This window comes from Psychrobacter sp. GW64-MNA-CIBAN-0177, assembly GCF_040309585.1.
Taxonomy (GTDB): Bacteria; Pseudomonadota; Gammaproteobacteria; order Pseudomonadales; family Moraxellaceae; genus Psychrobacter; species Psychrobacter okhotskensis.
Map to the genome: position 1 here is coordinate 45,744 of NZ_JBEOOY010000008.1, position 24,811 is coordinate 70,554.

19 protein-coding genes are annotated in these 24,811 nt (G+C 38.7%); 1 reads left to right on the forward strand and 18 read right to left on the reverse strand.

Annotation, left to right across the window (positions count from 1 at the left end):
- Window positions 1-445 precede the first annotated feature (445 nt).
- The 15 genes from AAEY79_RS07140 to AAEY79_RS07210 form a co-directional block, all read right to left on the reverse strand.
- On the reverse strand, window positions 446-1,906 hold the full coding sequence (locus AAEY79_RS07140; protein ID WP_352287835.1) for a capsule assembly Wzi family protein: 1,461 nt from the start codon (window positions 1,904-1,906) through the stop codon (window positions 446-448).
- Window positions 1,907-1,933: 27 nt separating this feature from the next.
- Window positions 1,934-3,469 (reverse strand): hybrid nucleoside-diphosphate sugar epimerase/sugar transferase, encoded by a 1,536-nt coding sequence (locus tag AAEY79_RS07145; RefSeq protein ID WP_352287838.1) that lies wholly within the window; start codon window positions 3,467-3,469, stop codon window positions 1,934-1,936.
- 23 nt (window positions 3,470-3,492) lie between these two features.
- Complete coding sequence (locus tag AAEY79_RS07150) at window positions 3,493-4,611, reverse strand: glycosyltransferase family 4 protein (RefSeq protein ID WP_352287841.1); 1,119 nt, start codon at window positions 4,609-4,611, stop codon at window positions 3,493-3,495.
- A 27-nt stretch (window positions 4,612-4,638) separates the two neighbouring features.
- A complete protein-coding gene (locus AAEY79_RS07155) occupies window positions 4,639-5,802 on the reverse strand; it encodes a hypothetical protein (RefSeq protein WP_352287844.1) in 1,164 nt (387 codons plus the stop codon).
- A gap of 9 nt (window positions 5,803-5,811) precedes the next feature.
- Window positions 5,812-7,155: a phenylacetate--CoA ligase family protein gene (locus AAEY79_RS07160; RefSeq protein ID WP_352287847.1), complete on the reverse strand. Its 1,344-nt coding sequence runs from the start codon at window positions 7,153-7,155 to the stop codon at window positions 5,812-5,814.
- Window positions 7,149-8,213 carry a glycosyltransferase gene (locus AAEY79_RS07165; RefSeq protein WP_352287850.1) on the reverse strand — a complete coding sequence of 355 codons (1,065 nt, stop codon included), beginning with the start codon at window positions 8,211-8,213 and terminating at the stop codon, window positions 7,149-7,151. The genes AAEY79_RS07160 and AAEY79_RS07165 overlap by 7 nt, the downstream gene beginning before the upstream one ends.
- A gap of 495 nt (window positions 8,214-8,708) precedes the next feature.
- The gene (locus AAEY79_RS07170) at window positions 8,709-9,644 is read right to left on the reverse strand and encodes a glycosyltransferase family 2 protein (RefSeq protein WP_352287853.1); all 936 of its coding nucleotides are present in this window, start codon (window positions 9,642-9,644) and stop codon (window positions 8,709-8,711) included.
- A gap of 382 nt (window positions 9,645-10,026) precedes the next feature.
- Entirely contained in the window at window positions 10,027-11,007 is a 981-nt protein-coding gene (locus AAEY79_RS07175) for a polysaccharide pyruvyl transferase family protein (RefSeq protein WP_352287856.1), read from the reverse strand.
- A gap of 59 nt (window positions 11,008-11,066) precedes the next feature.
- Window positions 11,067-12,569: a hypothetical protein gene (locus AAEY79_RS07180; RefSeq protein WP_352287858.1), complete on the reverse strand. Its 1,503-nt coding sequence runs from the start codon at window positions 12,567-12,569 to the stop codon at window positions 11,067-11,069.
- 13 nt (window positions 12,570-12,582) lie between these two features.
- Window positions 12,583-13,632, reverse strand: coding sequence for an NAD-dependent epimerase/dehydratase family protein (locus AAEY79_RS07185; protein ID WP_352287861.1), 1,050 nt, complete (start codon window positions 13,630-13,632; stop codon window positions 12,583-12,585).
- 39 nt (window positions 13,633-13,671) lie between these two features.
- On the reverse strand, window positions 13,672-14,949 hold the full coding sequence (gene tviB / locus AAEY79_RS07190) for a Vi polysaccharide biosynthesis UDP-N-acetylglucosamine C-6 dehydrogenase TviB (RefSeq protein ID WP_352287863.1): 1,278 nt from the start codon (window positions 14,947-14,949) through the stop codon (window positions 13,672-13,674).
- 63 nt (window positions 14,950-15,012) lie between these two features.
- On the reverse strand, window positions 15,013-16,974 hold the full coding sequence (locus AAEY79_RS07195; RefSeq protein ID WP_352287866.1) for a nucleoside-diphosphate sugar epimerase/dehydratase: 1,962 nt from the start codon (window positions 16,972-16,974) through the stop codon (window positions 15,013-15,015).
- 52 nt (window positions 16,975-17,026) lie between these two features.
- Window positions 17,027-19,291 (reverse strand): GNVR domain-containing protein, encoded by a 2,265-nt coding sequence (locus AAEY79_RS07200; RefSeq protein WP_407074187.1) that lies wholly within the window; start codon window positions 19,289-19,291, stop codon window positions 17,027-17,029.
- A gap of 59 nt (window positions 19,292-19,350) precedes the next feature.
- Window positions 19,351-19,782: a low molecular weight protein-tyrosine-phosphatase gene (locus AAEY79_RS07205; RefSeq protein WP_352287870.1), complete on the reverse strand. Its 432-nt coding sequence runs from the start codon at window positions 19,780-19,782 to the stop codon at window positions 19,351-19,353.
- 19 nt (window positions 19,783-19,801) lie between these two features.
- Complete coding sequence (locus AAEY79_RS07210; protein ID WP_352287873.1) at window positions 19,802-20,902, reverse strand: polysaccharide biosynthesis/export family protein; 1,101 nt, start codon at window positions 20,900-20,902, stop codon at window positions 19,802-19,804.
- Between the two features lie 324 nt (window positions 20,903-21,226).
- Between AAEY79_RS07210 and rluB the strand changes: the two genes are divergently transcribed.
- Window positions 21,227-22,159, forward strand: a complete 933-nt coding sequence (rluB, locus tag AAEY79_RS07215; protein WP_352287876.1) for a 23S rRNA pseudouridine(2605) synthase RluB — start codon at window positions 21,227-21,229, stop codon at window positions 22,157-22,159.
- A gap of 121 nt (window positions 22,160-22,280) precedes the next feature.
- On the opposite strand, the gene AAEY79_RS07220 is transcribed toward rluB, so the two are convergent.
- The 3 genes from AAEY79_RS07220 to AAEY79_RS07230 all read right to left on the reverse strand — a co-directional run bounded on the left by AAEY79_RS07220 (window position 22,281) and on the right by AAEY79_RS07230 (window position 24,473).
- A complete protein-coding gene (locus AAEY79_RS07220) occupies window positions 22,281-22,880 on the reverse strand; it encodes a hypothetical protein (protein ID WP_352287879.1) in 600 nt (199 codons plus the stop codon).
- A 43-nt stretch (window positions 22,881-22,923) separates the two neighbouring features.
- Window positions 22,924-23,631, reverse strand: a complete 708-nt coding sequence (locus AAEY79_RS07225) for a hypothetical protein (RefSeq protein ID WP_352287881.1) — start codon at window positions 23,629-23,631, stop codon at window positions 22,924-22,926.
- Window positions 23,632-23,741: 110 nt separating this feature from the next.
- A complete protein-coding gene (locus AAEY79_RS07230) occupies window positions 23,742-24,473 on the reverse strand; it encodes a hypothetical protein (protein WP_101211550.1) in 732 nt (243 codons plus the stop codon).
- Window positions 24,474-24,811 lie beyond the last annotated feature (338 nt).

The window sequence follows — 24,811 nt, forward strand, 5'->3', positions numbered from 1 at the left end:
TACTTAATAGCAATAATTAAATATTTGCTATTTTCTCACTAAAGTAGCCGTTGTAAACGTTCTTAATAAATCAGTTATCGACCTTCTTAATAGTGCTTACTAAGTGAGCACTGATCGAATACAAACACTTTTTATTTCCTTCTGCCTTATATAGCCAATAATAAATAAAATGGGTGTATGACATTATGATGCATGACTGATATCAATTTTTCTTACTTGCTGTGCCAGCGCAGACAGAGGCCACAAAAAATTGATATCAGCAATACCGTCGCGTTTTTAGGATATTTTGACTATATCTATTATTGTAATAGCGCTGTATCTAAACCAAAAAATCGGTCTACTAGCAGACCGATTTTTTATTACTGAATCTTATTGTTTTTAATAATTAGGGTGTATTTTCAATCTGAACGAAAGCGGCAAAATAGGCTAAAAATGACGACACAGCCTAATAGGTTGTCAGCTCAATACCGACACCAACACCGATATCGGTTGATTCTATATCTGAGTCTACAGCCCATAATCTTGTGCTAACTTTGGTCAGCGGCTGCAGCTGGTGCTCCCATGCAACATCGACAGCGGTGAGCTTATCCGTTGTTGGATAGGCTTGGTTAATCGCTTCATCGGCTTGGTTTACCTTCGCATGCTGCAGCTTGGCATTGATAAAGTTTCGACTATCTAGCCATAGCTTGCCACCTACTGATATGCTCTCTGCATCACCGCCAAGAGCGTGACCGAGCGGATAGCCTTGCTGATAGTAACCATCGGTATAGAGAAAATGATCATACGATACGCCTTTGACATCGCCACTACTCCGCGTGTCTGCATACTCAGCATAAACCTGATAAGGCAGGCCTTGGTAGCTTGATGCATAGTCTGCGCCAGCTAAGTACATGTTTTTAGCAGGTAAGCCGCCCGCTTCATCTTCACCAATGTATTGTGCATAGAAGCTAGCTGGAACATTGATCAATGAGGATAACTGAACTCTAGCGTCAAAACCGCCTAGCTGATTAGCAGGATCATCGTCAGTATTGCCAGCAGTAGAGTCGTTATCTCTAGTACCTAATATGGCATCACCAAAGGAGCTTAAACTTTCAGGTCGACCCTCGCCGCCCCACATAAAACTACGTGAAGCGCCGACTTCTAACCAAGGCAATGGACTAGCGGTTAGACGCGCGCCAAATAGCTTAGCGTCAGGAACCGCATCATAATCATCCAATTGCCCAGCAAATAGCTGATACTGCCAAGGTCCGACCCAGTTTAAATACTTATAATCAGGCGCAGTTTGCGTATCACGTTGCATGGTAAAGCCGGTCACCGGGATACTAGCATCACCGCGAATCAGGCTACCGTCATGTCCAGGACCCCACCAAGTCGGAATCTTACCCGCGACTAGCCATTGGTTAGCAGCCATACCCGCCAGATAAGAGCCTTCAAAGCTGACGTCAGAATCATCATCTATGAGCTCATCATTCTTGACATTAGCCTGCAGATTAAACTCCCAATTGGCTTCGCTAAGTCCGACTGAACCGCTAAGTTGCTGCCCGGCGAGTTTATCATCGCCGAAGCTTTGTGGCAGCTGTTGACGATCGGTCTGTATAGAGAGCTCGCCAGTCGCTTTAACTAAGGACTCACGATCTTTATTAAGACGGGTTTGGATAGACTGCACGACTTGCCGCTGCACAGGCGTAGTTAACTGAGCGCCCAATAGTCCGCGCTCAATCTCATTAGCCGTCAACGGCCAAGTGCTCGTACTGATCTGAGTGACGCCTTGAGTGTTGAGCCAGTCGATATCAGCCTTTAAGCGCAAGTCATTCATATAGAGGTTTTGCGCAGTAGCATTCATTGATAACGTAGACAGAGCAGATAACATGCTAATACTGATTAGCGTGGTTAATTTTTTAGGCATAGTTGATTACTTTTCCAAGATTGAATTTTATTTAACCGCATCGCCACTACCATTACCTAAAGCTGTTCTAGCAATATAGTAAAAGTAATTTTTCAAGTTGAGATTATCGATCATTTCTTTATCAGTTTTGGCTAAAAGCTTGGGAGTAGACATATCTACGCCACTTAACTGAGCTAGCCCTGTAATACCAGGTAACACGTCATAAACGCCTTGATCTGTTCTGGCTTTTATGAGTTCCTCTTGATTGAATAGATTAGGTCTCGGTCCGACTAAGCTCATCTCGCCTTTTAATACATTAATCAGCTGTGGCAGTTCATCAAGTTTGGTCTTGCGTAATACCTTACCCAATTTAGTGATAGAGCTATTATCAGCTAGGTGACTCGCTACAGACGCTGTATCTACTTTCATAGTACGAAACTTCACTAGTTTAAAGGGCTTTTGGTCTTTACCGACACGTTCTTGTACAAATAAAGGCGAGCCTGTATCCAAGTAACCAATAGCAGTTGCACCAATTAACAAGGGTGACGCTACTACTAACCCCGCAGCTGAGAACATAATATCCAATGGTCTTTGTAAAGGCATAGACTGGGAAGTTGCTAAACTTGACTTATAACATTTAGCAGTTTCTTGAATGGAATCACTAGTTGAATATTTAGGCTTCCAACCTAATAAGGTTTTAGCCTTACTAATATCTACTTGCAATGAGCCTGATAACCTTTGAGCCACACCTGACTTACCAACTGCACTTGCTGCCGTATTAATAAATTCAACAGGTATATTTACCGCTTTGTTTTTAACGCCTAAGCCTTTTGATATCTCTTCTAACAAACCAGCGGTAGAAATATCATCATTGTCAGATATCAAAAAAACTTCATTTTTAGCATCTTTGTGCTCGATACAGGTAATAATAAAATCAACTAAGTTCTCTACAGACACTAAGCTACGTAGGTTCTTTTTGATGCCACCTATAGGAAGTGGAATACCTTTATAAGTCCATTTCATTAAAGAATGGAAGTTACCTTTTACATTTTCGCCATATACTAAAGTAGGACGAATAATTACAACTTCTAATGGCGTAGTCTCTGCTAACTTGAGTAAACCCTGCTCAGCTTCATATTTTGAAATGCCATAAGGGTCGGTAGGATTAGGCTTAGAACCTTCTGTATAAGGTTTACCGATCTTCGTGCCTTCACCATTAACTTTAATTGAGCTAATAAATATAAAACGCTTTACACCTGAATCAGCTGCTTGGCGAGCTAGATTTAAAGTCCCTTCCACATTTACTTTACGAAACTCAGTTAAAGGATCGGTAGACTTGTCATCCATTACATGCACACGAGCAGCTGTATGAACAACTACATCGACACTTTTTAGTGCATCACTCCAATCAGTGCTAGTTGTCAAATCATCAACTTTGACAATCCGTACAGCGTCCGACTGCTCATTAACATTACGCACAGCAATCGTTAAATCATAGCTCCCATCTGCTACAATACGTTTTTGTATAGCACTGCCAACAAACCCAGTTGCCCCAGTGAGAAGTAATCTATGTTTATTACTCATGGATAGATATCCTAAATCAAATTTCAATTGGTTTGCTGATAAATAGATAGATGCTGCTCTATCACTTTTTCAATCGCAAATTCTCTCTCTGCTAGCTGACGTCCAGCAATACCCATTTCTACTCGAAGCTCAGTATCTGTCACTAGCTTTTCAATAGCATTAGCTAATTCCTTCGAGTCTTTAACTGGAACTAATAATCCCGTTTTGTTCTCTTCTATAGCATCACGGCATCCGGGCACATCTGTAGTAATCACAGCCCTACCACATGCGGCAGCTTCAATCAAAACTTTGGGTAATCCTTCACGATAAGACGGTAGCACTACAACATTAGAGTCTCTAAATACAGTAGACATATCCTTCTGATACCCCAATACAACTAAATTGGGAATAGCTTTCCATTCTTCAATATCTTGCTCTGTGGCACTAGTATTGTTACCTGAATCCAAATCTCCGACTATTTGATAATTGGCCACTATACCTTTTCTATTTAATAGTTTAACGGCATTCACATATTCTGCTAATCCTTTATCGAATAGCAGACGTGCTGCGAAAGTCACTACTGGCGTATCATTGATAGTTTCACGGAAAGCTTGGAAGGCAGTCAAGTCTATTCCTGAACCACGTATGAGTGTGGTCTGCTCAGCTTTGACAGCTTTTAAATCTATTAATAACTGCTTGTCATCAGGATTTTGCAGTATAACTGTGGTTTTTTTAGAGCGTAAAGCAAAACGATATAAGCCTATTCCAACTTTTCGTTTTAAGTCTGCTTTTACACCTTCTGCCAAAAATAAAGTACCTAACCCTGATACGGCAGCCACTACTTTATTCACGGATGTAAAGCGAGAAACTATACCGCCATATAAAACAGGTTTGATAGTAACTAAATGCAGAACATCAGGCTTAACATTATTTATAAGCTTCCAAATCGCTAATAAACTATTTAGCTCACTTGGTATACTGCTACCATTACGTGATAATTGTATCTCATGATGAATAAAACCTTTATCTAAGATTTCTGAAACCGCTTTTCCAGCTCTAGTAGCTACGTGTACTCTGTACCCCTGCTCTTGAGCCGCTAGAGCGATTGGCAAGCGATGTGATAAGAAGAACCAAGGCTCGTTAATTATATATAATATTTTCAATTTTATTCCTATAAAACTAGTATAGACTCACTGCCTATAGAACAATATTCTTTTATTTGGAAATAGTTTATCAACCTTACAGTCAGCACAGACGAATAACACATATATAACTACGAAAGCATAGCGATAGCGAACAGCTGTCCCATAGTTTGCAACAACCAAACCATATACCGACATTGCTAGCGCCATAAATAGCAACCAAAAAGCAAGCTTATCTAAATTTTTCCTCCAAGCTTGTCGAGTAATTAAAAATAAAACACCCAAAACAAATACATTTTCAAGTGACTGTATTAACTGTAAGGCACTAGTTGCTTCCCAAGGCAGTGGTTTGGAGAGAAAATAGAAACCTGAAGTAAGACCCTGAAATACAAAGTCTCCTGCACCTGTAATAAGTTCAATATCTTCTGCATCACCACCATCTTCGACGAACATAGCCACTCTAAACTTATTAACTAAAGGTAGAGCAATAGGAGCAGAGGCTAGTAACGATGCTAAAGCAATGGCACCAATAATTACTGCTTTAGTCAGACTCATACCTTTCTTGGCAACATTGAATATGAAGTAAAGCAATACTATTGGACCAACAATATAAAAATTCTGGAACTTAATTAAATATATTGGAATAATACAAACAGCACTCTTTAAAGCTTTAGACTCACGAGCAAAGATTATCGCCAAAGTCATAAAGAAAAATATTAACGTCTCTCTTAAGCTCAGAGCCGTATACAAAGCCATGCTTGGAAACAATAAGTAAAACCACAAAGATAGCTTCGTAAATATTTTTTTTATATAAAGTATAAAAAATAAAACTATATAAATAAAAGTGTTATAAAACCCCAAGCTAATAGGCGATACAGGAGTAGGAAATGGCATTAATGCAAAAAAGACACTAGCTTGTACAGTATTTTTACCACTCGCTAATGCTTCAACAAAGCCAATATTCCCATTTCTTAAATCATTAACGCCATACCAATATTTATATTGATCAGGCATATAATTAACACTAAACAACACATCATTTAAAACGAATGGCAAAAAACAATGTAATGCTAGTACAGTCTGGTACTTAACTGAGATTTTAAGTTTATAACCACCTATTAATATTAATAACAAGCATATAAACAAACTAGGTAATTCAAATAACCTAATCCCAACAAAACCGTAGGTATAAATCCAATTTAGATCTGACATGCACTATCTCTATATGTTAAGACTGTTTTTAACAAATCTAAATTTACCACTTTTTTCTTTTGGTATTTCATCAACTACTTGCAAACAAATCTCTAGCTGCGGGCCAAAACGCTCTGCTAAGGCTTTTTTAAATTTACTTTGTTCTTTAGCAACAAAGTCCGGCCTAGCAACAACCAACACATTCACACGATCTAATTCTTTTTGAATTACTTGAAACTGGATAATGCCTGCGATATTTTTAGTACTATTACTAATATTACCCAGATTCACTTTTCCATGAGTTGGTGACTGAATATAATCAGTTGAGCGGCCTTCAATTTTTTCAACTAGAGGAAAGCATGAACCACAGAGGCATTGTTTTTCCTGCGGAGCAAGTTTGATACGATCGCCAATTTGATAACGTATTAATGGAGTTCCTTCTGTGGTAAATGAAGTCACTAAAATCTCACCTTCCTGCGCAGGCTGCATATTCTCATCAACGACTTCAAATATACCTGTTAACGGATGAATATGCATATTCCCAGCTTCACACTCTAAGATGAAAGGCGCTCCTTCGGAAGAGGCATACTGATCCACTAACTTACAGCCCATAATTTTACCTATAAGCTCTCTATACTCAGGCAATACCGTCTCTGCTGTAGGGAAAAAAACTTTTACCTTATTTCGCAGTTTGAGTCCTTTACTATCAGCAATTTTACATATCTCATATACACTAGAAGGAAATCCAACTATAAATTCTGGCTGAAAATGGTTTAATGAGTTCCAGTAAATGTCAAAATTATTCTGGTTTATATGGAATGTCGAGTAGAATTTAATTTTATTTATAAAATCATAATGAGAACAAATTCCTTTTAATAGATGCTCTTCAGATATTAAGTTTTTACCCGAAAACCAAGCTGTCTTGTCTCCCAGCTTATACCCATGCTGAGCTCGGAAGTGGTCTAATATAGCAAATCGTTCTTGCATATCACTCTTGGTATAAATCACTTTCATTGAGGCACCTGTAGTGCCCCCTGTTAAGCTAACTAGCCCCTCTTTTTCCACAATCGTCTTGATCTCATCTAAGTAATTGATAATATCGTTTTTCTCTAGAATAGGTAATAATTCTAGGTTGTCGAATTCATACCTTTTATACCAGTTAGAGTGGGCTTTAACGTATTTAAAGAAATTATTTTTTTTAGCTTCAACTTCCCTCATAAGATCAGACTCACTTAGTGAATCAGATTGTGCATAATAATTTCTAAACTTTTTATAAGCGCCACCATGTCGGACTTTATACTGATAAGTATTAAAAAAAGTTATGGCTGAATTCTGAAGTAAAATCGGGAATTTTTTAAAAGCTTTATTTAACATAAGTTTCCTTGAATTACTCTCAAACAATTATCATTAAAATCCTTAGAGTAATCATTTTTGTAATTCCAATATTCCATAGCATTTTGGCTTAATTTAGAGTATAGCTGAGTATCCGATAGGATGTTTAGGATATCCTTATCAGTAGTACTGTTATAGTAGATACTATTCTTACCATCAATACAATAATTGGCAATCTCACCTACTGGAGTAACGATGGGAACTAATCCTAGCTGCATAGCTTCAGTCACTGCAATAGCCATACCTTCATGAGAGGATGTATTGATGAAAAACTTTGCTCTTTTAGCATTACTAGGATAATCATTAGGTTTTTTTGAACCCATAAACAATACATTAGAAAGTAAGTTTAATTCACTAACAAGTTTTTTGAGAGCTTCTAGCTCGCCACAATCAGGTCCGTAGATATAAAATATCGACTCAGGCTTTCTCAGTTTTATTTTACTAAATAATTTTATTGCTATATCAAGTTGTTTTTGCTTAGCAATACGACCCCAAAACACAAAATTATCTTCTTTTTCTTCTAAATCGCATGGCTTAAGCTGTTCATTCCTAATTAGGAATGAAATTATTTTCATTTTCTTAGTAAATCTATCGTTTTTCAAAAGACTTGTCGCAGTAGCATCGGAATCTGCCCATACTTCGTCCGCTAGCATAGCTGCAAGAGTTGTAAACAATTTATCAACTTTATGAGCAAATCTATCTGCGTGCAAAAATAAAATGAAATTAATTTCCTTTTTTAATATAAACTTTTTATATAATGTATAAGCAATACCTATAATACTAGATCGCCATAATGAAGTTATAAGTACATCAGGGTCACTCTTTACTAAATAGCTGAATCCATTTATGTAGAAAGATAAGGAGTTTAAATTTACCCTAGGTCCTGAAACCAACTTAATCATATCTTTTTTAGATAAAGTTTTTCCACGTAAAAATGAAATCTCGATATCTAGATTAGGGTGTGGAATTAGAGATCTAGCAGCTTGTTCGACACCTCCAAGACCATCCTGGGGTATCAAGTGTATTACCTTTTTATTCATTACAAATTCCAAAATACAGATAATAAATATGGAAAAATTTATTACTGACAATAGTATAATTAAAGTCTTAAAATTATAATTTCGACATTAATTGAAAATATTAAAGTTACTAAAATCTTTTTTTACGAAAAAAATCAAGATTTCGTTTATGTCTTTTGAAAAGTTAGACACCTTGTTCCTCTCAATGTCTCAACTATCACATCTCGAACGTCGCTCTATCCAGTCGCTTTAACACTTAGTGTAACACCTTTATAATCGTACTGAATCCATCGATTAGATTCTTAATATTGCCAATCATAATAAAAGAGGTTGTATCTCTATCGAGTTTCGAATAATAAAGGTACATTGACAAATAATTAGTAATTAATATATCACTTTTAGAAAATAACTCTATGCGCTATCAAAATCTGAAATTAAATTTATATTAGCAATATTCAAGATAAAATAAGGATTTATTTTATGCGCATATAATATAACGTACTTAGCTAGATTTATTTATTTTATAAAATTTCTAGCAATAATTAATAGCTTAGTAGTAAATAATGGGTTTTTACTGAGAAGCCACAAAAAAGCTCTATATCGTGAAGGAACTCCAGTATCTTTTATCAATACAAAATCTTCGTCAGTAAAAATATTCAATCCTTTTTTAGCACTTTGGTAAATTTCAAATACTCTTTGCCTACTCTTTATACCATTTAAAACTTCATCTTTAACAATCCCATTATACAAATTAATAATTTTTTGATTTACAATTTTCGAAGATTTTATCGATTTTAGAGATAGATTATGAGTAACTGAGTTAGAGTTTTTTCTATAAATATAAACTGGTTCATTTAGAAAACTTATATTATAAGGACCGTCCCTAAGTATTTTAGCAAGTATTAGCTTGTCTTCCATGTAATTAATATCACTATCAAAATCTATTAAATCATATAGCTCTTTTTTTATAAGTTTATTGCATAAACTACCGTGATATTTTGAGGATAACAGACCCTCAACAAACCCCCAATATGTCTCATTTTCACTTATACCAACATAGATATCCTTTTTTGCATATTTAACAGTATATCCACCAACCACTATATCGGAATTTTGAGATAACATCCTATTAACTAATTTTTCGAAAGCAAATTTTGGAACTATATCGTCAGCATCAGTATGTATTAATAAATCCCCTCTACTAATATCGACTCCTTTTTGTCTAGTAGCACTGACACCAAGATTAGTTTGGTTAATTAATCTAAATCTTTTATCTTTATTACATATAGTTTCAGCTATCTTCTGACTTTCATCTGTGGAGCCATCATTTATTAAAATAACTTCGATATTAATATATGTTTGAGTAGCTATACTATATAGACATTCCTCTAAGTAAGGAGCTGCATTGTAAATAGGGACTATAACTGAGACTAAAGGTATATTAAACTTCATAAAATATTCTCATATCTAGAAAGACTCTTTCTAAAAACTTTCGAAGAAAAGTTATAGAATGATTCTTTATTACATTTAACCTCTTATCTTTAAGAGAAGCAATACTTTTTATAGCAACCAACCCTTCAGATATAGCTATGGGTACATATATCAGATGGCAAGCTTCCAATACCATTAAGTAATGACTCGAATCTTGCAGCACAAAGCTTTTTATTTTTAATAACAAAGAAAGGCTTACTGAAAACTATCGATAATACAATGCAATAGAATGGAGCTGTCAATACGAATGCTGTGTTAGCGAAAGATTCAAGGTGAATTTAAAAATCTATAACCTGTATTCACTTGATTTATAACCAATATAAGGCTATTAAACAATTTGGATTTAATTGTTTAAGTAAGACTCAAAAGCCTCTAATATCAACTGCTCACTATATAATTTATCTGGAAGTACTGCCTTGTCCGCTACAGCTTCGTAATCAATACTTTCGATATCATTCAAATTAACTTTAATATGTGATACTTGCGCTTCATTTAATGTGGAAAAAAAATCTTTAAATTTGAAGTCACCACCGGATAGACTCTTATCGCAAACTTCTAACCATACCCACGGAATACCGTAGGCCTGTGCAATTATGAGGCCATGCAATGATGTAGAGATACACACTGCTGACGAAGCAATTTCATCTACCACAGTTTCTACATCATTTTGAACATTTATAATTCTTAAATTATCTTTACCTGTAAGGCTTTTTAAAAAATATGGTTTATGAATATAATGTGGGCAAATACCAATTTTTTTAGAACCTCTGATCGAAGGAGTATAAAATAACGGTAAAATTAGCGCGGGATCGCCATAAAATTTTTGATCCGGAACACTTATACCTGAGTCTATTAAGTGTTGAGCACTCTCTTGCCCCCTAACAGATAAAATATATGGTGCATTATCTTTGAAGCTGTTAATTTGTGTATCTTTCAACTTGTACATTAAGCCACTACCCCAGATGACCATATCTTTTCTATCTATCATTTGTATAATACTGCCAACAGTCATAATCCCAGGGTGTTTTAAGTTTTTGATATTCAAAACTGGTGTACCAGTTATTTTAGATACTAAGTAGGGGCCAATAAGATCGCCAAAATTAGGCTCGCCATCCCAATAATACACTGGAATTAAGCCCTTTATCTTTTCATTTTCAAGATCAATAAATGCTGTCTTGTTCTGGTAATATAACGTTACAGTATTATCCTTATTTAAAAGTTTATATATCTTATTTCTTAATCTTACTGAAACCACTTTTTTTAATGTTGATTTGATTATACTATTACTTTTGATAATATTCGAAAAAAATTGCACAGATTTCATAATAATTTATCCAATGTATTATTAATTTTACATATATAAAGTTTATTAAATATATTTTTTTATTTATGAATTCGAGTTAATATGATTTTAAACTGTTTTAATATTATACTTCTTTCAAGCTTACTAAACCCAAAAACTATAATCGCGCTCAACACACCTATAGATATAATTGTTGATTCCCACCAAAATCCAGAATCTTCTAATATAAGTTTGATTAATAAATAGTATATCGTTACCACGGTAACCACTACTAATGTACCACGGCCAACCACTTCTTTAAGATAGGTTAATACTGGAAGAAATACTAGCTGTCTAACTATTAGTAATCTTGCCATAAACGCAACTATAGAGAGAATGATACCAACATATATTACCATATAGGGCTCATAGCCCATTTTTAACAAAAGATAAGAGAAAGGCAGATTTAATAGTAAAAGACCACCAACTACACTTTGATAGATTTTTATTTTCCCGCTAGCTTGTGCCGCTGTCATTAAAGGAGCAGACACACAGTCAATCAGGATATTAATGATAATAAGTTTTACGAATATAGAAGTATATTCAGGTACTAAACCTAACCATACCTTTAAAATTAAATCGGTGTTTATTATTACTGGCATAGCCAAAAAGAATAAGAGAAAAAAATTATATTTGGCTCCATAGCATACTAGCTGATACATGTAAGCCATATCTTCTGCCGCGTAAGATTTAATAATCTGAGGGCTTATAGCTACTTGTAAGTTTTGTACAAAGCTGCTCAATGCGCTAGAGACTTGCATAGCAATAGCTCTAGCCGCATTCACAGTCGGACCAAAGAAAATATTCAATAGTACGTTGATGCCTTGCCCACTCATAACTACAGCGATATTACCCCATAAGTTCCAACCGGTATAAGAGAGCATGATACTAAATAGCTTCTTGTCCCAATACAACCTGAATCTAGACTCGACATATTTTTGTTTACAATAAAGCCGATAGATCATAAATATTGCAACCGTGACTGCTAGACTAAGAATTCCATACAGAATAAGTTTATCCATACCGAACCAAGCTAGCATGAATACTATCAATAACTTTAGTATCACATCAACAATACTAACCCAAGCAAATACTTTCATTTGCTCGTTAGCAATGATTAATGCATTATAAGGCACACTAATTATATTCACTACAAAGGATAAAAGTGCTAAATGAAATACCCATTGGGCAGCGAACAATCTATCTATAGGTATCGTCATCTGCGTTCTTACAAACCAAATGCCGATAGTTTCACCCAATAAAAATACGACTAAAGCTATAAGTACATGAATATTTAAGCTCATACTAAATATGCCACGAACATCGTTAGCATTAGGTTTGCCTAACTCAAATGCTAGAAATCGTTGCGTTGCTGAGGACATAGCACTATTTAAGAAGCCTAACATAGTAACAAAACCTGCGACTACGTTATAGATACCATAATCCTCAATGCCAAGGGTTTGTAATATCACCCTTGACGTATATAACGAGACTGCCATAGTCAGTAGCATACGAAAATAAAGCATTCCCGTATTTTTGGCCATTCGTTTGTATTTGTTACTTTCCATGATAACTAGAAGTATTAATACTAGTTACATACCAAGGCATTGCTTTCTCAATACCTTGGATAATATCAAACTGTGGAGCATAGCCTAACGCATTCTGTATTTTGGTAATATCAGCCTGACTATGACGCACATCCCCTGCTCTAAAATCTCGATAGACTGGGTCTTGAGTATAGCTAACGCCATTAGCACCTAAATGCTCTTTAAGTGCTAAAAACAACGTATTAAGGGTCGTACGTCCACCTACTGCCACGTTATACACCTGATTTTTAGCTTCTTCAGTGGCAGTTGCTGCCAGAATATTGGCCTGCACGGCATTTTCTATAAAATTAAAGTCGCGACTGGTATCACCGTCACCATTAATGAATACTTCATCACCTGCGATCATAGCGGCCGTCCACTTTGGTATTACCGCAGCGTATGCACCATCCGGTGTTTGGCGTTTGCCAAAGATATTGAAATAACGCAGACCGATGGTCTTAAAGCCATAAGTACGTGAGAATACATCTGCATATAGCTCATTGACATATTTAGTCACTGCATAAGGTGATAGAGGATTACCAATATTTTCTTCAACCTTAGGCAGTGCCGGATGATCGCCATACGTTGAGCTACTCGCCGCATAGGTAAAGCTTGATACCTCTGCATCACGAGCAGCAGTCAACATGTTTAAAAATCCTGTGATATTCGCGCTATTAGTCGTAATCGGGTCTTTAATAGAGCGCGGCACAGAACCTAAAGCCGCTTGATGCAGCACGTAATCAACACCTTGACAGGCTTTCGAGCAATCAGTTAACTGACGAATATCACCCTCTATAAAAGTAAAATTTTCCCACTGCTCAGCGCTTACTAAACTTTTTACTTCATCTAAATTATGCTGAAAACCTGTGGCGAAATTGTCTAACCCCACCACTTTTTGATCAAGCAATAATAGTGTCTCAAGCAAATTAGAGCCGATAAAGCCCGCTACTCCTGTGATAAGCCAAGTTTTAGGCGTCTGTACTAATGTTTCTTTCACTTTATTGTAGGTTGTCGCTGTCATAGTATTGCTCGCATGCTGTTATTGTAAGACTATATAGGCTTATAGACGGATATCTGTGTCTTCTTTGGCGAACACATACTTCAGATCATATAGCACATGATTATGTCTACCTAAACTTCTTATATGCGCTACGCCCATATCGACAAACTCACTGTGAGCTACTGCTAAAATAATACTATCATAGCTATTGGCTGTAGGCTCATTGACAGGCTTAACACCGTACTCTCTTTGGGCCTCTACAGCATCTACCCATGGGTCGTACACATCGACATCGATATTATATTCTTGCAGCTCGTGTACGATATCAATAACCTTAGTATTACGTACGTCAGGACAGTTTTCTTTAAAACTCAAGCCTAATACCAGAACCTTGGCACCTTCAACTTGAATACGTTTTTTAATCATGGTTTTGACTAGTTGAGTGACAACATACTCACCCATACTGTCATTTAGACGGCGGCCAGCCAATATAATCTCGGGGTTATAACCAATCGCTTGCGCTTTATGAGTCAAATAATAAGGATCGACACCGATACAGTGTCCACCGACCAAACCCGGACGAAACGGCAAAAAGTTCCATTTAGTACCCGCTGCTTCTAACACGGCTTCGGTATCAATATTCATCTTATTGAAAATAACGGCCAACTCATTGATTAAGGCAATGTTCACATCTCTTTGAGTATTCTCAATTACCTTTGCCGCTTCTGCCACCTTAATACTCGGCGCTTTGTGTGTGCCTGCCGTGATGATTAGGTTATATACCTCATCCACAAAATCTGCGATTTCTGGGGTAGAGCCTGCCGTTACTTTTAAAATATTGGTCACGCGGTGCTCTTTATCACCCGGATTGATACGCTCTGGGCTATAACCTGCATAAAAATCTTGGTTAAAGACTAAGCCAGATACTTGCTCTAACACCGGAATACAAACTTCTTCGGTCGCGCCAGGATAGACTGTCGACTCATAAACGACGATGTCGTCTTTTTTTAGTAATGTACCAATCGCCTTTGAGGCATTGATCAATGGTGTCAAATCAGGCTGCTTAAAGTCATCGATGGGTGTGGGTACTGTTACGATAAAGAAATTACAGTCTTTCAGCACTTGAATGTCTGAGCTGTAGCGCAAATGTGTCGCTTCAGCTAATTCTTCGTCACTAACCTCTAAAGTATGATCGCTACCCGCTATCAAAGCAGCAATACGACTGGCATTGATATCAAAACCCACGACTGAATGCTGCTTGCCAAACTCAACTGCTAAAGGCAAACCGACGTAGCCAAGTCCGATAACCGCTATTTTTATATTCTTGATATCTAACATAATGTTCCTTTGTTCATCTAACCAGTTTTATTTAACTATAATATTTAAGGCATTTATTAAGTGTTATGCAGCTTTAGTTCCTTCTTGATAACCCGCGACGAACTGCTTAAACCGCTGCTTTAGCCAAGGGACATCAAACTCTTTTTGTTTTTCGTTCAACTCAAACAATACCGATTCAAGCTCATCTAATGGAAAGCTATGCTCTATTGCTTGCATGATCAATGGATGATAAGTCGATTCAATGTTGTCTTCACCGATGATCAGCTCTTCATAGAGCTTCTCTCCGGCTCTAAGACCCGTAAAGATTACTTCGATATCACCTTCAGGATGGGCAGCATCTTTAATATCAAAACCACTTAAATGAATCATTCGGTGGGCCAAATCAACGATTTTAACGGGCTCGCCCATATCGAGGACAAACACTTCACCACCCGATGCCATCGCACCTGCTTGGATGACTAAGTTTGCCGCTTCTGGAATCGTCATAAAGTAACGAGTCACATCAGGATGGGTGACCGTAATCGGCTTACCTTGCTCAATCTGCTTGGTAAATAAAGGCACAACAGAGCCCGACGAACCTAGGACATTACCAAAACGCACCATACTGATACAGGTTTGGCTATCCGTATGGCTTAGCGCTTGGCAAACTAACTCTGCCAGACGCTTAGAGGCGCCCATCACATTGGTCGGTCTTACCGCTTTATCGGTCGAGATCAGTACAAATGTTTCTACATTTGCTGCAATCGCCGCTCGGGCACAGTGATAAGTGCCTTTGGTATTATTAATAACGCCTTCAAAAGGATTATGCTCTACCATTGGCACATGTTTATAGGCAGCTGCATGATAAACCGTTTGGATGTTATAGAGATTCAGTATTCTAAGCAGGTTGGATTCATTGGTGACATTACCGATGACTGCAACGATTTTAATATCTTGATAAGCAGGCGTATTTGCTTGCTTAATGGTTAGCTCTTGATGGATGCAATAAAGCGCAAACTCGGACAGCTCATAGAGTACTAGGCATTTTGGCTTATTCTTGATTACTTGACGACATAGCTCGCTACCGATAGAACCACCAGCACCAGTGACCAACACACACTTATCTTTAATATTCATCTGTAGCAATTTTTCATCAGGTTCAACAGTCTGTCTGTCTAACACATCTAAGATGTCTACTTTGCGCATACTACTAACGGTCACTTTTTCGTCAGCAATTTCCTCTAGACTAGGCAATTCTTTAATCTTTATAGCGATGCCCGAAAGTTTATCTATAATCTGGCGTTTTTGCGCGCGGCTGATAGAAGGAATAGCCAAAAATACTTGCGCAATATCTAACTCTTCTACTAAGCTTACTAAATCACGAGCCGGATAAATCTTTTTACCAAGCAAATAAGCACCAGCAAGCTGTGGATCATCATCAACGTAAGCCACAACATTATATTTATGCGAATTTCTAAGACCCTCTAATAAGTCTCGACCAGCCTCTCCCGCTCCATAAATAACTACATTGTCATAAACACCATCGTCTTTAAGGCGACGCTGGGCTCTACCGCTCCAGCGCATCAAGAGCTCACGTATAGTAAGACGACTATTCCATAACCAGATAAAGAAGAAAAATAGAAAGATAATGGGAACGGAGCGCGGTATATCTTCTAAAGGGTTTAAATAAATAATGATCTCATAGACCACCATAAGCAAAAAGAACAGCTTTGCCACACTACCCATAACCGTGTCTAAAAAACCACGTGCCACCCCTTTATAGAAACCAATCAAATATAAACCGACAATAGGCAGCGTACCATAAGATAATAATATGATAGGACTAATGTTATGAGCGATGTCACCATAGCGCAACGACAACGCTAAGAACAGGCACACTAAAGATGCTACCAAGTCTGTAGTGAGTAAAATCGCTCGTTTTACACTACGGGGCAACGATAACAAGTATTCGGCTATACGTTGTAGCCAGCCAGTTTTGCCATTAAGTGATGGATAATCACTTGACGGTTTTGAATTAGTAGACATAACACTCAACCACTTAAAAACGTGAATTTTGGTAGAATTTCCAAAAAGCTAACTATTGGTTATTACCATAAGCATAATTATAGTGATAACTGTATTTACTCATCAGACCTTGCTGTACATCGTTGAGAATAATGCCATCTACTTGTATGTTGGATTTATTCATCTGCTTGACGGCATAAACCAACTGTCCCTCTATTGAATCATCATACCTCGTTACCATGAGTACCTTGTCCGCATATTGACCTAAGACCATGGCATCTGAAGCTGCCAGTACTGGTGGTGAGTCGATAATAATATAATCATACTGAGACTTTAGCTCTGCCATCAGCTGACCAAAATTATCATTCATCAGTAGCGATGCAGGATTGTGCGGATGCTTGCCTCGCGGCATAAAATCAATATGATCCATAGCTGTAGGATGAATAAAGTCAGCAATACCTAGGTTAGAGACCGCATTATTTTTTTGGAGGCCAGTGACTTGGGCCAGGTGACTGTTGCCGTTGTCTTGCATCAAATAATCAGCGAGGCCATTATATTGACTCATATTAAACATCTTATGCAGCTCACCTAAGCGCATATCTGCATCGATGACCAATATCTTTTTGTTCAACTGGGCAAATACCTCTGAGAGGTTAGCAGAAATAAAAGACTTACCAACCCCTGGGCTTTCTCCAGTAATTAATATTACCTTGGCAGATTGGGCCGTTAAACCTTCTCTTGGCATTCCGAACATCAGGTTCGTTCTGAGACTTTTTATCGCTTCATAGCTCAGACTATTGTGATCGACATGAGCCAGCATCCGATCGGCAGATTTTTTACTTTTACTTAATCTTGATAATAAGGGTGAGCGCGGAATGGTCGCAATCACCGGAACACCAGTCTTGGCCTCTAAGCGCTCTGGGTCTTTTACCACGTTTCTCAGTAAGTTTTTGAGTAAAACGAGCATAGCTCCTAGCATCGTACCTAAGAGCATTGCTAGTATCATGATCTGCAGCTTCTTAGGCGCGATGGCTTTAAAGGTACTGATCGGCAAATCAATGATACGTGCAAAGCCTATTTGACCTGCTTTGACGATTTTTAGCTGTTCGTAGTTTTTGAGCAGCGTTAGATAGATTTCTCTATTGATCGCCGTATCTTCGGATAACTGTAAGAATTCTCTTTGGATTTCAGGCAAACCAGCAATGGTATTGTCGATCTCCTGCTTTCTACCATTGAGCACGGCAAGTTGTTCATTGATTTGAATGACCAATGGATGCTCTTCAGTATAATAAGTCGTCAGATCCGCTTTTTTAAGTTTAAGCTCATTCAGTTGTGCGTCGATTTGAGAGTTTTCACCTAATAGTAACTCCGCTTCTTTACCGACATCAATCGTGCCGTATTTTTTACGGAATTCATTAAATATGGCTTCAGAGTCTTCTAGCCTTTTCTTTAGTGTTGGGATCTGAGTCTCCATAAAACTAATGGTTTTGGTGGTTTCTTCAGAGCCGCGCGATTGGTTTTGATTGACATAAGATAAAACGATTTCATTCAGCACTGCTGTCACTTGCTGCTGGTTTGCTCCAGTCATCGACAGCTGAATAATACCTGTCTGCTTACCTTTTTCCACTACAGACAATGCAGTATTGATGGCATCTGTGGTGGCCTTTACTGACTGTTTGCTAATATTGATAGGATAGCTTTCAGTCGGTAGCTCATTCACCGTAATATGGATCTGACCGTCTACGCCTTTGAACTTATGCGGCTGACCAATCTGACCCTTAAACTCATCAAAGCCATTGGTTAATACAAATCCTGTGGCAGATCTCGTCAACGTAAAATTTTGGTTTAGATAGGCTTGTGATACATCAAACTGGCTGATCTGTACCTGGCCACTTTCAGTATCTAGTGACACGCCTTCAGCAGTATTAATTTGGGTATCAGTACGATCATTTTTTATTTTATCAATAGCGCTGATATTAGGATCAGTAAGCTGGATACGCAGATGTAATAAATTAACGACCGGCTCTAATATCATCCGTGATCTGATGAGCTCTGCCTCTGTTTGGGCTTTGCTGGCCTCTGAGCCGACCAGCTCTGAGATACTATCGCCGAGTGCAGCAATACCTTGAGAGTTTTCCTCAATCTGTATCAGCGCATCTGACTTAAATGTTGGATTGACATAACGGCTATACAATATCCCTATTATCAACCCTAATACAGCAAAAAAAACCACGACTTTCCAGCCACGTAGCAACACTAGTAAAAGTGCCATTAAATCAATGTCATCACCCTCTTTGTCACCGTTAGACTTTGATAGGTTCTTTGAATCTGTATTTATCACTATGTATTCACCACTTCATGTTGGTTGCTTAATAGCAGTCGCTTAATTTTAATCGCTCAGCTAATTTTGTCATTCCATTGCTTAAGGCTTTCGACAATATCTTTCTTTACTGTCTCAAATACAGATTTTTCATGCTGATAAGGATCGGCAATGTCTTTATCCAGCCAATGGCCAATCCGAAAGGTCTTACCACGGCAATGTGGCCATTGCTCTTCAATCCATCTAGTTTGGTTGACTGACATAGTTAAAATCAGGTCAGCCTTTGTCACTAATGCTTCATCAATCTGCTTAGCGACATGGTCAGACATATCTAAACCATCCACCCTCATAACTTCTTGCGCTTTTGCGTCCGCGGAATGCCCAACGACGGCGGACAGCCCAGCAGAATCAATATTTTTCTGCGGAAATTTATCTATCAATAGGGCGGCAGCAATAGGGCTGCGACAGATATTGCCCACACAAACGACCAAAATATTTTCAAACGTCATAATGTTTCGTACCTATAACCTATAACCGTGAAAGCGTATTGATTGCAGAGGTTGATGGTAATAAGGCACTAATAATACGATTCCAACGCGTTAAACCAGTCGGATCAACATAAAGAATATCATTAGGCTGCATCTCAAAGCGATTGGCCAATGCTAAGCTGGTGATGGTCTGCATATCGACGTAATAAATATTGGTATACTTGTATTCTGGGTTATCACGGACAACATATACTTTGGCAGCATTGGCAGTGTTAGCGTTTAGCCCACTCGACTCGCCCAGTACGTGCGCTAAGTTCAACCCTTGTTCAGGGATAGCAACTGGTGCAATTTTGCCAAACTCGCCCAACACATAAACTTTGTTACGACTTTGGCTATTGACATGGATAGAGTCGCCATCTTGTAGGTAAATCTGATTGGCAGACAGACCCATTTGACGTAATGACCGCAATCCTAGGTTATAGTTCTTACCTTGGCGATTTAAGACAATATTATTGGAGTCACCAGCTTCTGTAGCACCGCCCGCCATAGAAATTGCGCTATATAAGGAAACCGGCACATCAGCAATAGCAAACTCCCCAGATTGATTGACGTCACCATCGACAAAAAACTTACTGCCCCGATAGTTAACAATTTTGACTTGTGGATCTGAGTATTTAAGATAGCGCTGTAGCTTACTTTGCAACGTCGCCGTGAACTGCGGCACACTCATACCGCTGGCTTTGATACGTCCTATTAAAGGAAACTGAATAAAGCCTTGTTGATCAACCGGAAAGCCCGAAGTATAAGGATTACCACTACTAGCAGCGGCAGAAGGCGTTATATCAGGATAGCCGGTCAGGACGATACTTAGAATATCGCCTTCAGAAATACGATAATCTATCCGTCCCGATGCTTTGACTAGGTTATATAAGTCGCTATCGAGCACTGTGGCTTGCTTAGGCGGTAATGTCGCTACGTTTAATGGCTGAACATTAAAGGTAATACCGTTTTCGGCCACAAAGGCCCCATTAGGCGGCAAATCACCCGCTTGAAGTCCAGAATTGATACTGGTACAGGCTGATAACATACTGACAAGTAGGAAACACGCTACTCTTAATAGGCTGTATGACTTGCGACGCATAGAAGAACCTTATAAAACATAGTGATAAATATCATCTATTAACGATTGAGCAACTTTTGTAATACTACATTAGCAAGAACACACTAAACCATCGTAGTAGAAACAAAAATAAACACCGTTATAATAACACATGAAGTTAGTTATTAGACAGTTGTTACCTAATTTTCTAAAATATATTCAAATATTTGAATATATTTTGTTTTAATAACTAAAGCAATTTTTTAATGACAATCAAGTGCTGCATATATAACACAAATAGCGTAGAATATGCCCTTCAAATTTATACATTGAGAAATGTAAACCCACCGACTCAAGGAATTGATTATGAAAGATGAAAAATTACAGAAAGCCCTCGCCCGTATGGGACTTGGTTCACGTCGTCAGATGGAAGAAGTCATTAAGTCTGGGCGCGTCACGGTCAATAATGGCCCAGCAACCATCGGTGATCGCGTCGAACCAGGCGATGAGATCCGTGTTGATGGTCGTCAAATTAAATATACGGCTGAAAATGAGAAGCGTCGCCGCGTATTGGCATATTATAAGCCTGAAGGCGAAGTCTGCTCTGCCAACGATCCAGAAGGTCGTCCAACGGTTTTTGAACGTCTGCCAAAGCTAACTCATGATCGGTGGGTCATGGTCGGACGCTTGGACATTAACTCAACTGGCCTATTGTTGTTTACCAATGATGGCGAGATGGCGCACCGTTTGATGCACCCATCTAGCGAAGTAACACGCGAATATGCGGTACGTGTATTGGGCGAAGTTACCCCTGATATCGCCCGTGCGCTGACTTCTGGCGTTATGTTAGAAGATGGCATGGCACAGTTTGAAGACATCAAAGAAGGTGGCGGTGAAGGCGTCAACAAGTGGTATCACGTCAAACTAAAAGAAGGCCGTAATCGTGAAGTACGTCGCCTATTTGAGTCACAAGGTCTCAAAGTCAGCCGTCTATTGCGTACGCGCTACGGCACGATTGTGTTACCAAAAGAGCTACGCACAGGTCGCTTTTTAGAGCTGGATAAAAAAGACATCAATACTCTAACAGACTTAGTCAGCTTACGCCCACGCCACGGTACTGGTCTGCATGGCGCCGCGAAAGAAAAGCAAGAACGTATCAAGAATAAGCCACTTAAAGCGCGTCGCACCGATACTCGTAGCGATAGTCGCAATAGTAGTGGCAATGCGAAACCAAAAAGTAGCGGTAGCCCTGCCAGTCGCGGTTCGCGCAATACCCGTGATCGCAACGATAAGCGTTAATCGAAATTTATGTTAAGTCGTTGCTAGATTTAGCGTAAACCATAAAAAAGCTGCCCATCATGAATATTCATTATGGGCAGCTTTTTTATGCGTTTTTATAAGCACTTTACCAACTCAGGATTTAGCTACGATGACTATCCATATAACGTGTCATCACTCGTAAGTCTTGTAAATGCCGCGTCTCCTCCTGCGCTAATAATATATCTAGGCGACTCTCAATATTGTTGAATACCTGCTGTAATAACTCATTGGCTTCCGCTTTTTTGCCATTACTCACATTGTTAGTGCTTATATTGGTAGTGCTTATATCGGCCTTTGCTAGATGATAATAACTGGCAAGCGTCTCAGGCAAGCGAGTATGCAAGAGTTTGTGCAGCACAAACTGCGACTCTGTGAATTCAGGCGTTTTATGCTGCGCTTGCTGCTCTTTTTGGTAATTATGATAGCTGTTTACTTTTTCATCAATACCTTTTAATTGACGCAACTGTGGCTCGGACAAAACTTTTAGATGTTCTGTATCCAATGTTAGCTGTTGCCAATGTATGGTAGATAACAACGTAGATGGTGACAACGTAGATAGTGATAACGGTACATCATAATCTTGATAAGTGGGCACCCTTGGGGTGATACCGACGGCTTTATGCAACGCTTGCCAGCCTTTTCTACCTAAATAGAAGGTGGTCACCGTCGTCACAATGCCAATGCCTATTAAGATGCTCATATACGCTTACTCTTCATCTTTTAACCATACGACTTTGCCTTTTTTACAGTTTGATATCCTCAGCACTCACCTGTCCGTCATTGGCGCCAGTTGGACTTTCAATTGCTTGGCTTTTTACCTTAGTATCAGCATCACTGACACTATTAACCCTATTAACCCTATTAACATCGTTATTGAGCTTTTGAATATCGGTAGTAATAGCAGGATTATTAAAACGTTGTTGTAAATATCGATTGGTCGCCAGCAGCTTTTGGCCGTCTTGATGGTAGGAGGCATTTAATAAATCGTCAAATTGCGTATTGATGGTGCGCAACACGTCTAGTAACGCTTCTTTTCCAGTGACGTTAGAGTGCTTAATCTTAGTGCTATCGGCAAGCGCGCCCTCCCCAACATCTAAATCATGCAAGCGGCGATAGTCAGTCACTGCTTGTGGTACGTGCCTGTCCATCAAATTTTGAATCATGATATAAGTTTCATTGACCGTATCTTTATCGTCTATCTTGCCATCATTGTTGGTATCACCATAAATGACCCGCAGCTTCTCCCCTTTTTCATTAATTTGCTCGAGGGCTGTTTTAACCTCAGTCGGCAAGCTTTTTTCGGGGATATAACCTAGCTGCGGCATTGCTTTGTATTCAAGCATTTTAGGCGCAGTCACTTTTTTGATACCACGATATCCCAGATATAACCCTGCTACTGGTAACACCCCATATAAAACAAACATCACGAGCATCGCAGTTACTTGGGTCATTGGAGTGTCCTAATGGTTGAATAAAATGATTTAGCAGAATGGTCTAGCAAGTTTATTATTATTTTTAATGATGTTTATAGCAGTCACAGAACGAGTGCAAGTACTATCGTTCAGCTTTGCGTACGACTTTTGACATAACGATGGGTAGAAGCAAGTTTGTTCATCACCGTTTGGTGTAGCTCGTCTAGCAATTCATCAAGCTCATAATCAATCTCTAAAAACAAATCGGTCAACATATCACCTGCGGTCATCTTTCCTTGCACCATGGTATTTTTGGTACGATGCGGGCTAAAGCGCTGTAGCTGTTCATAATGGTGTAGCGCTTCTGGAATGCTCTCAGATATGAGTTTATCAATGACAAACTGACGCTCGTTATGTTGCTGCTGTTGCTGCTCGTTCAGCTCACTGCTCCACTCACGGTAGCGCTTTAGCTTGCCGTTAATACGGTCTAGTATCGCAACGGCCTCAATAGGCATGGCATTTAGGGTGGCTTCATCGACCACATCAACAAGCTCAGTCATAATCGGACAGCGTCCATGTTTGAGATACCACAAGGTATCGGGGTCAAAAGGTGGTCTATTGGTCGGTCGCATCGCAGCGCGATTGGACAAATAGCGGTCGGTCAGTGGCGTGGGCGAGCGAATGTCATTGACTTGCGATAACGCTTCACAAATACGATCGGCACGCTCAGGAGGCGTCAGTACAGAACGCTGACTGACCGCTTGATTGTTTTTATCATTGTTATCAGTCACCTCTATATCTTGACTGATAGCCGTTGCCTGAGCATTTTTGGCAGCTATGGCTGGCAGGTCATCTTGAGCTTGCCCAAATGACTGTAGCATTCTTGTCAAACTTACGACCATGTTTTACTCTGCCCCTCACCCATTTATTACTCACGCCTACCTACCATACAGCGACGTCTATACAGACAATAAAATATCAGCCGCACTCTCAGTAGTACTTATCGCTCTATACTCAGTTTTTTAATTTTACTACTTCTATTGTGATTTGATGCTATTGCATTCAATAACTCGATGACTTATCTTAACAGTTTTTTAGCCTGCTGCCAGTAAGCAAACGTCAACGTTTTGGTCTTTAATATTAGGCTCTGTTGTACATTCAAATGTGGCACTGGCAGTGGCTATTTTTTAGGGCGTGTCCTCATTTTAAAAATGGTGAT

What these genes read in the sequence shown, in the direction of transcription:
- AAEY79_RS07140 (WP_352287835.1), bottom strand. Translation starts at nt 1,906, where the DNA reads ATGCCTAAAAAATTAACCACGCTAATCAGTATTAGCATGTTATCTGCT.
- AAEY79_RS07155 (WP_352287844.1), bottom strand. Translation starts at nt 5,802, where the DNA reads ATGTCAGATCTAAATTGGATTTATACCTACGGTTTTGTTGGGATTAGG.
- AAEY79_RS07170 (WP_352287853.1), bottom strand. Translation starts at nt 9,644, where the DNA reads ATGAAGTTTAATATACCTTTAGTCTCAGTTATAGTCCCTATTTACAAT.
- rluB (WP_352287876.1), top strand. Translation starts at nt 21,227, where the DNA reads ATGAAAGATGAAAAATTACAGAAAGCCCTCGCCCGTATGGGACTTGGT.
- AAEY79_RS07225 (WP_352287881.1), bottom strand. Translation starts at nt 23,631, where the DNA reads ATGACCCAAGTAACTGCGATGCTCGTGATGTTTGTTTTATATGGGGTG.
- AAEY79_RS07175 (WP_352287856.1), bottom strand. Translation starts at nt 11,007, where the DNA reads ATGAAATCTGTGCAATTTTTTTCGAATATTATCAAAAGTAATAGTATA.
- AAEY79_RS07185 (WP_352287861.1), bottom strand. Translation starts at nt 13,632, where the DNA reads ATGACAGCGACAACCTACAATAAAGTGAAAGAAACATTAGTACAGACG.
- AAEY79_RS07165 (WP_352287850.1), bottom strand. Translation starts at nt 8,213, where the DNA reads ATGAATAAAAAGGTAATACACTTGATACCCCAGGATGGTCTTGGAGGT.
- AAEY79_RS07160 (WP_352287847.1), bottom strand. Translation starts at nt 7,155, where the DNA reads ATGTTAAATAAAGCTTTTAAAAAATTCCCGATTTTACTTCAGAATTCA.
- AAEY79_RS07220 (WP_352287879.1), bottom strand. Translation starts at nt 22,880, where the DNA reads ATGAGCATCTTAATAGGCATTGGCATTGTGACGACGGTGACCACCTTC.
- AAEY79_RS07230 (WP_101211550.1), bottom strand. Translation starts at nt 24,473, where the DNA reads ATGCTACAGTCATTTGGGCAAGCTCAAGATGACCTGCCAGCCATAGCT.
- AAEY79_RS07195 (WP_352287866.1), bottom strand. Translation starts at nt 16,974, where the DNA reads ATGTCTACTAATTCAAAACCGTCAAGTGATTATCCATCACTTAATGGC.
- AAEY79_RS07180 (WP_352287858.1), bottom strand. Translation starts at nt 12,569, where the DNA reads ATGGCCAAAAATACGGGAATGCTTTATTTTCGTATGCTACTGACTATG.
- AAEY79_RS07210 (WP_352287873.1), bottom strand. Translation starts at nt 20,902, where the DNA reads ATGCGTCGCAAGTCATACAGCCTATTAAGAGTAGCGTGTTTCCTACTT.
- AAEY79_RS07145 (WP_352287838.1), bottom strand. Translation starts at nt 3,469, where the DNA reads ATGAGTAATAAACATAGATTACTTCTCACTGGGGCAACTGGGTTTGTT.
- tviB (WP_352287863.1), bottom strand. Translation starts at nt 14,949, where the DNA reads ATGTTAGATATCAAGAATATAAAAATAGCGGTTATCGGACTTGGCTAC.
- AAEY79_RS07205 (WP_352287870.1), bottom strand. Translation starts at nt 19,782, where the DNA reads ATGACGTTTGAAAATATTTTGGTCGTTTGTGTGGGCAATATCTGTCGC.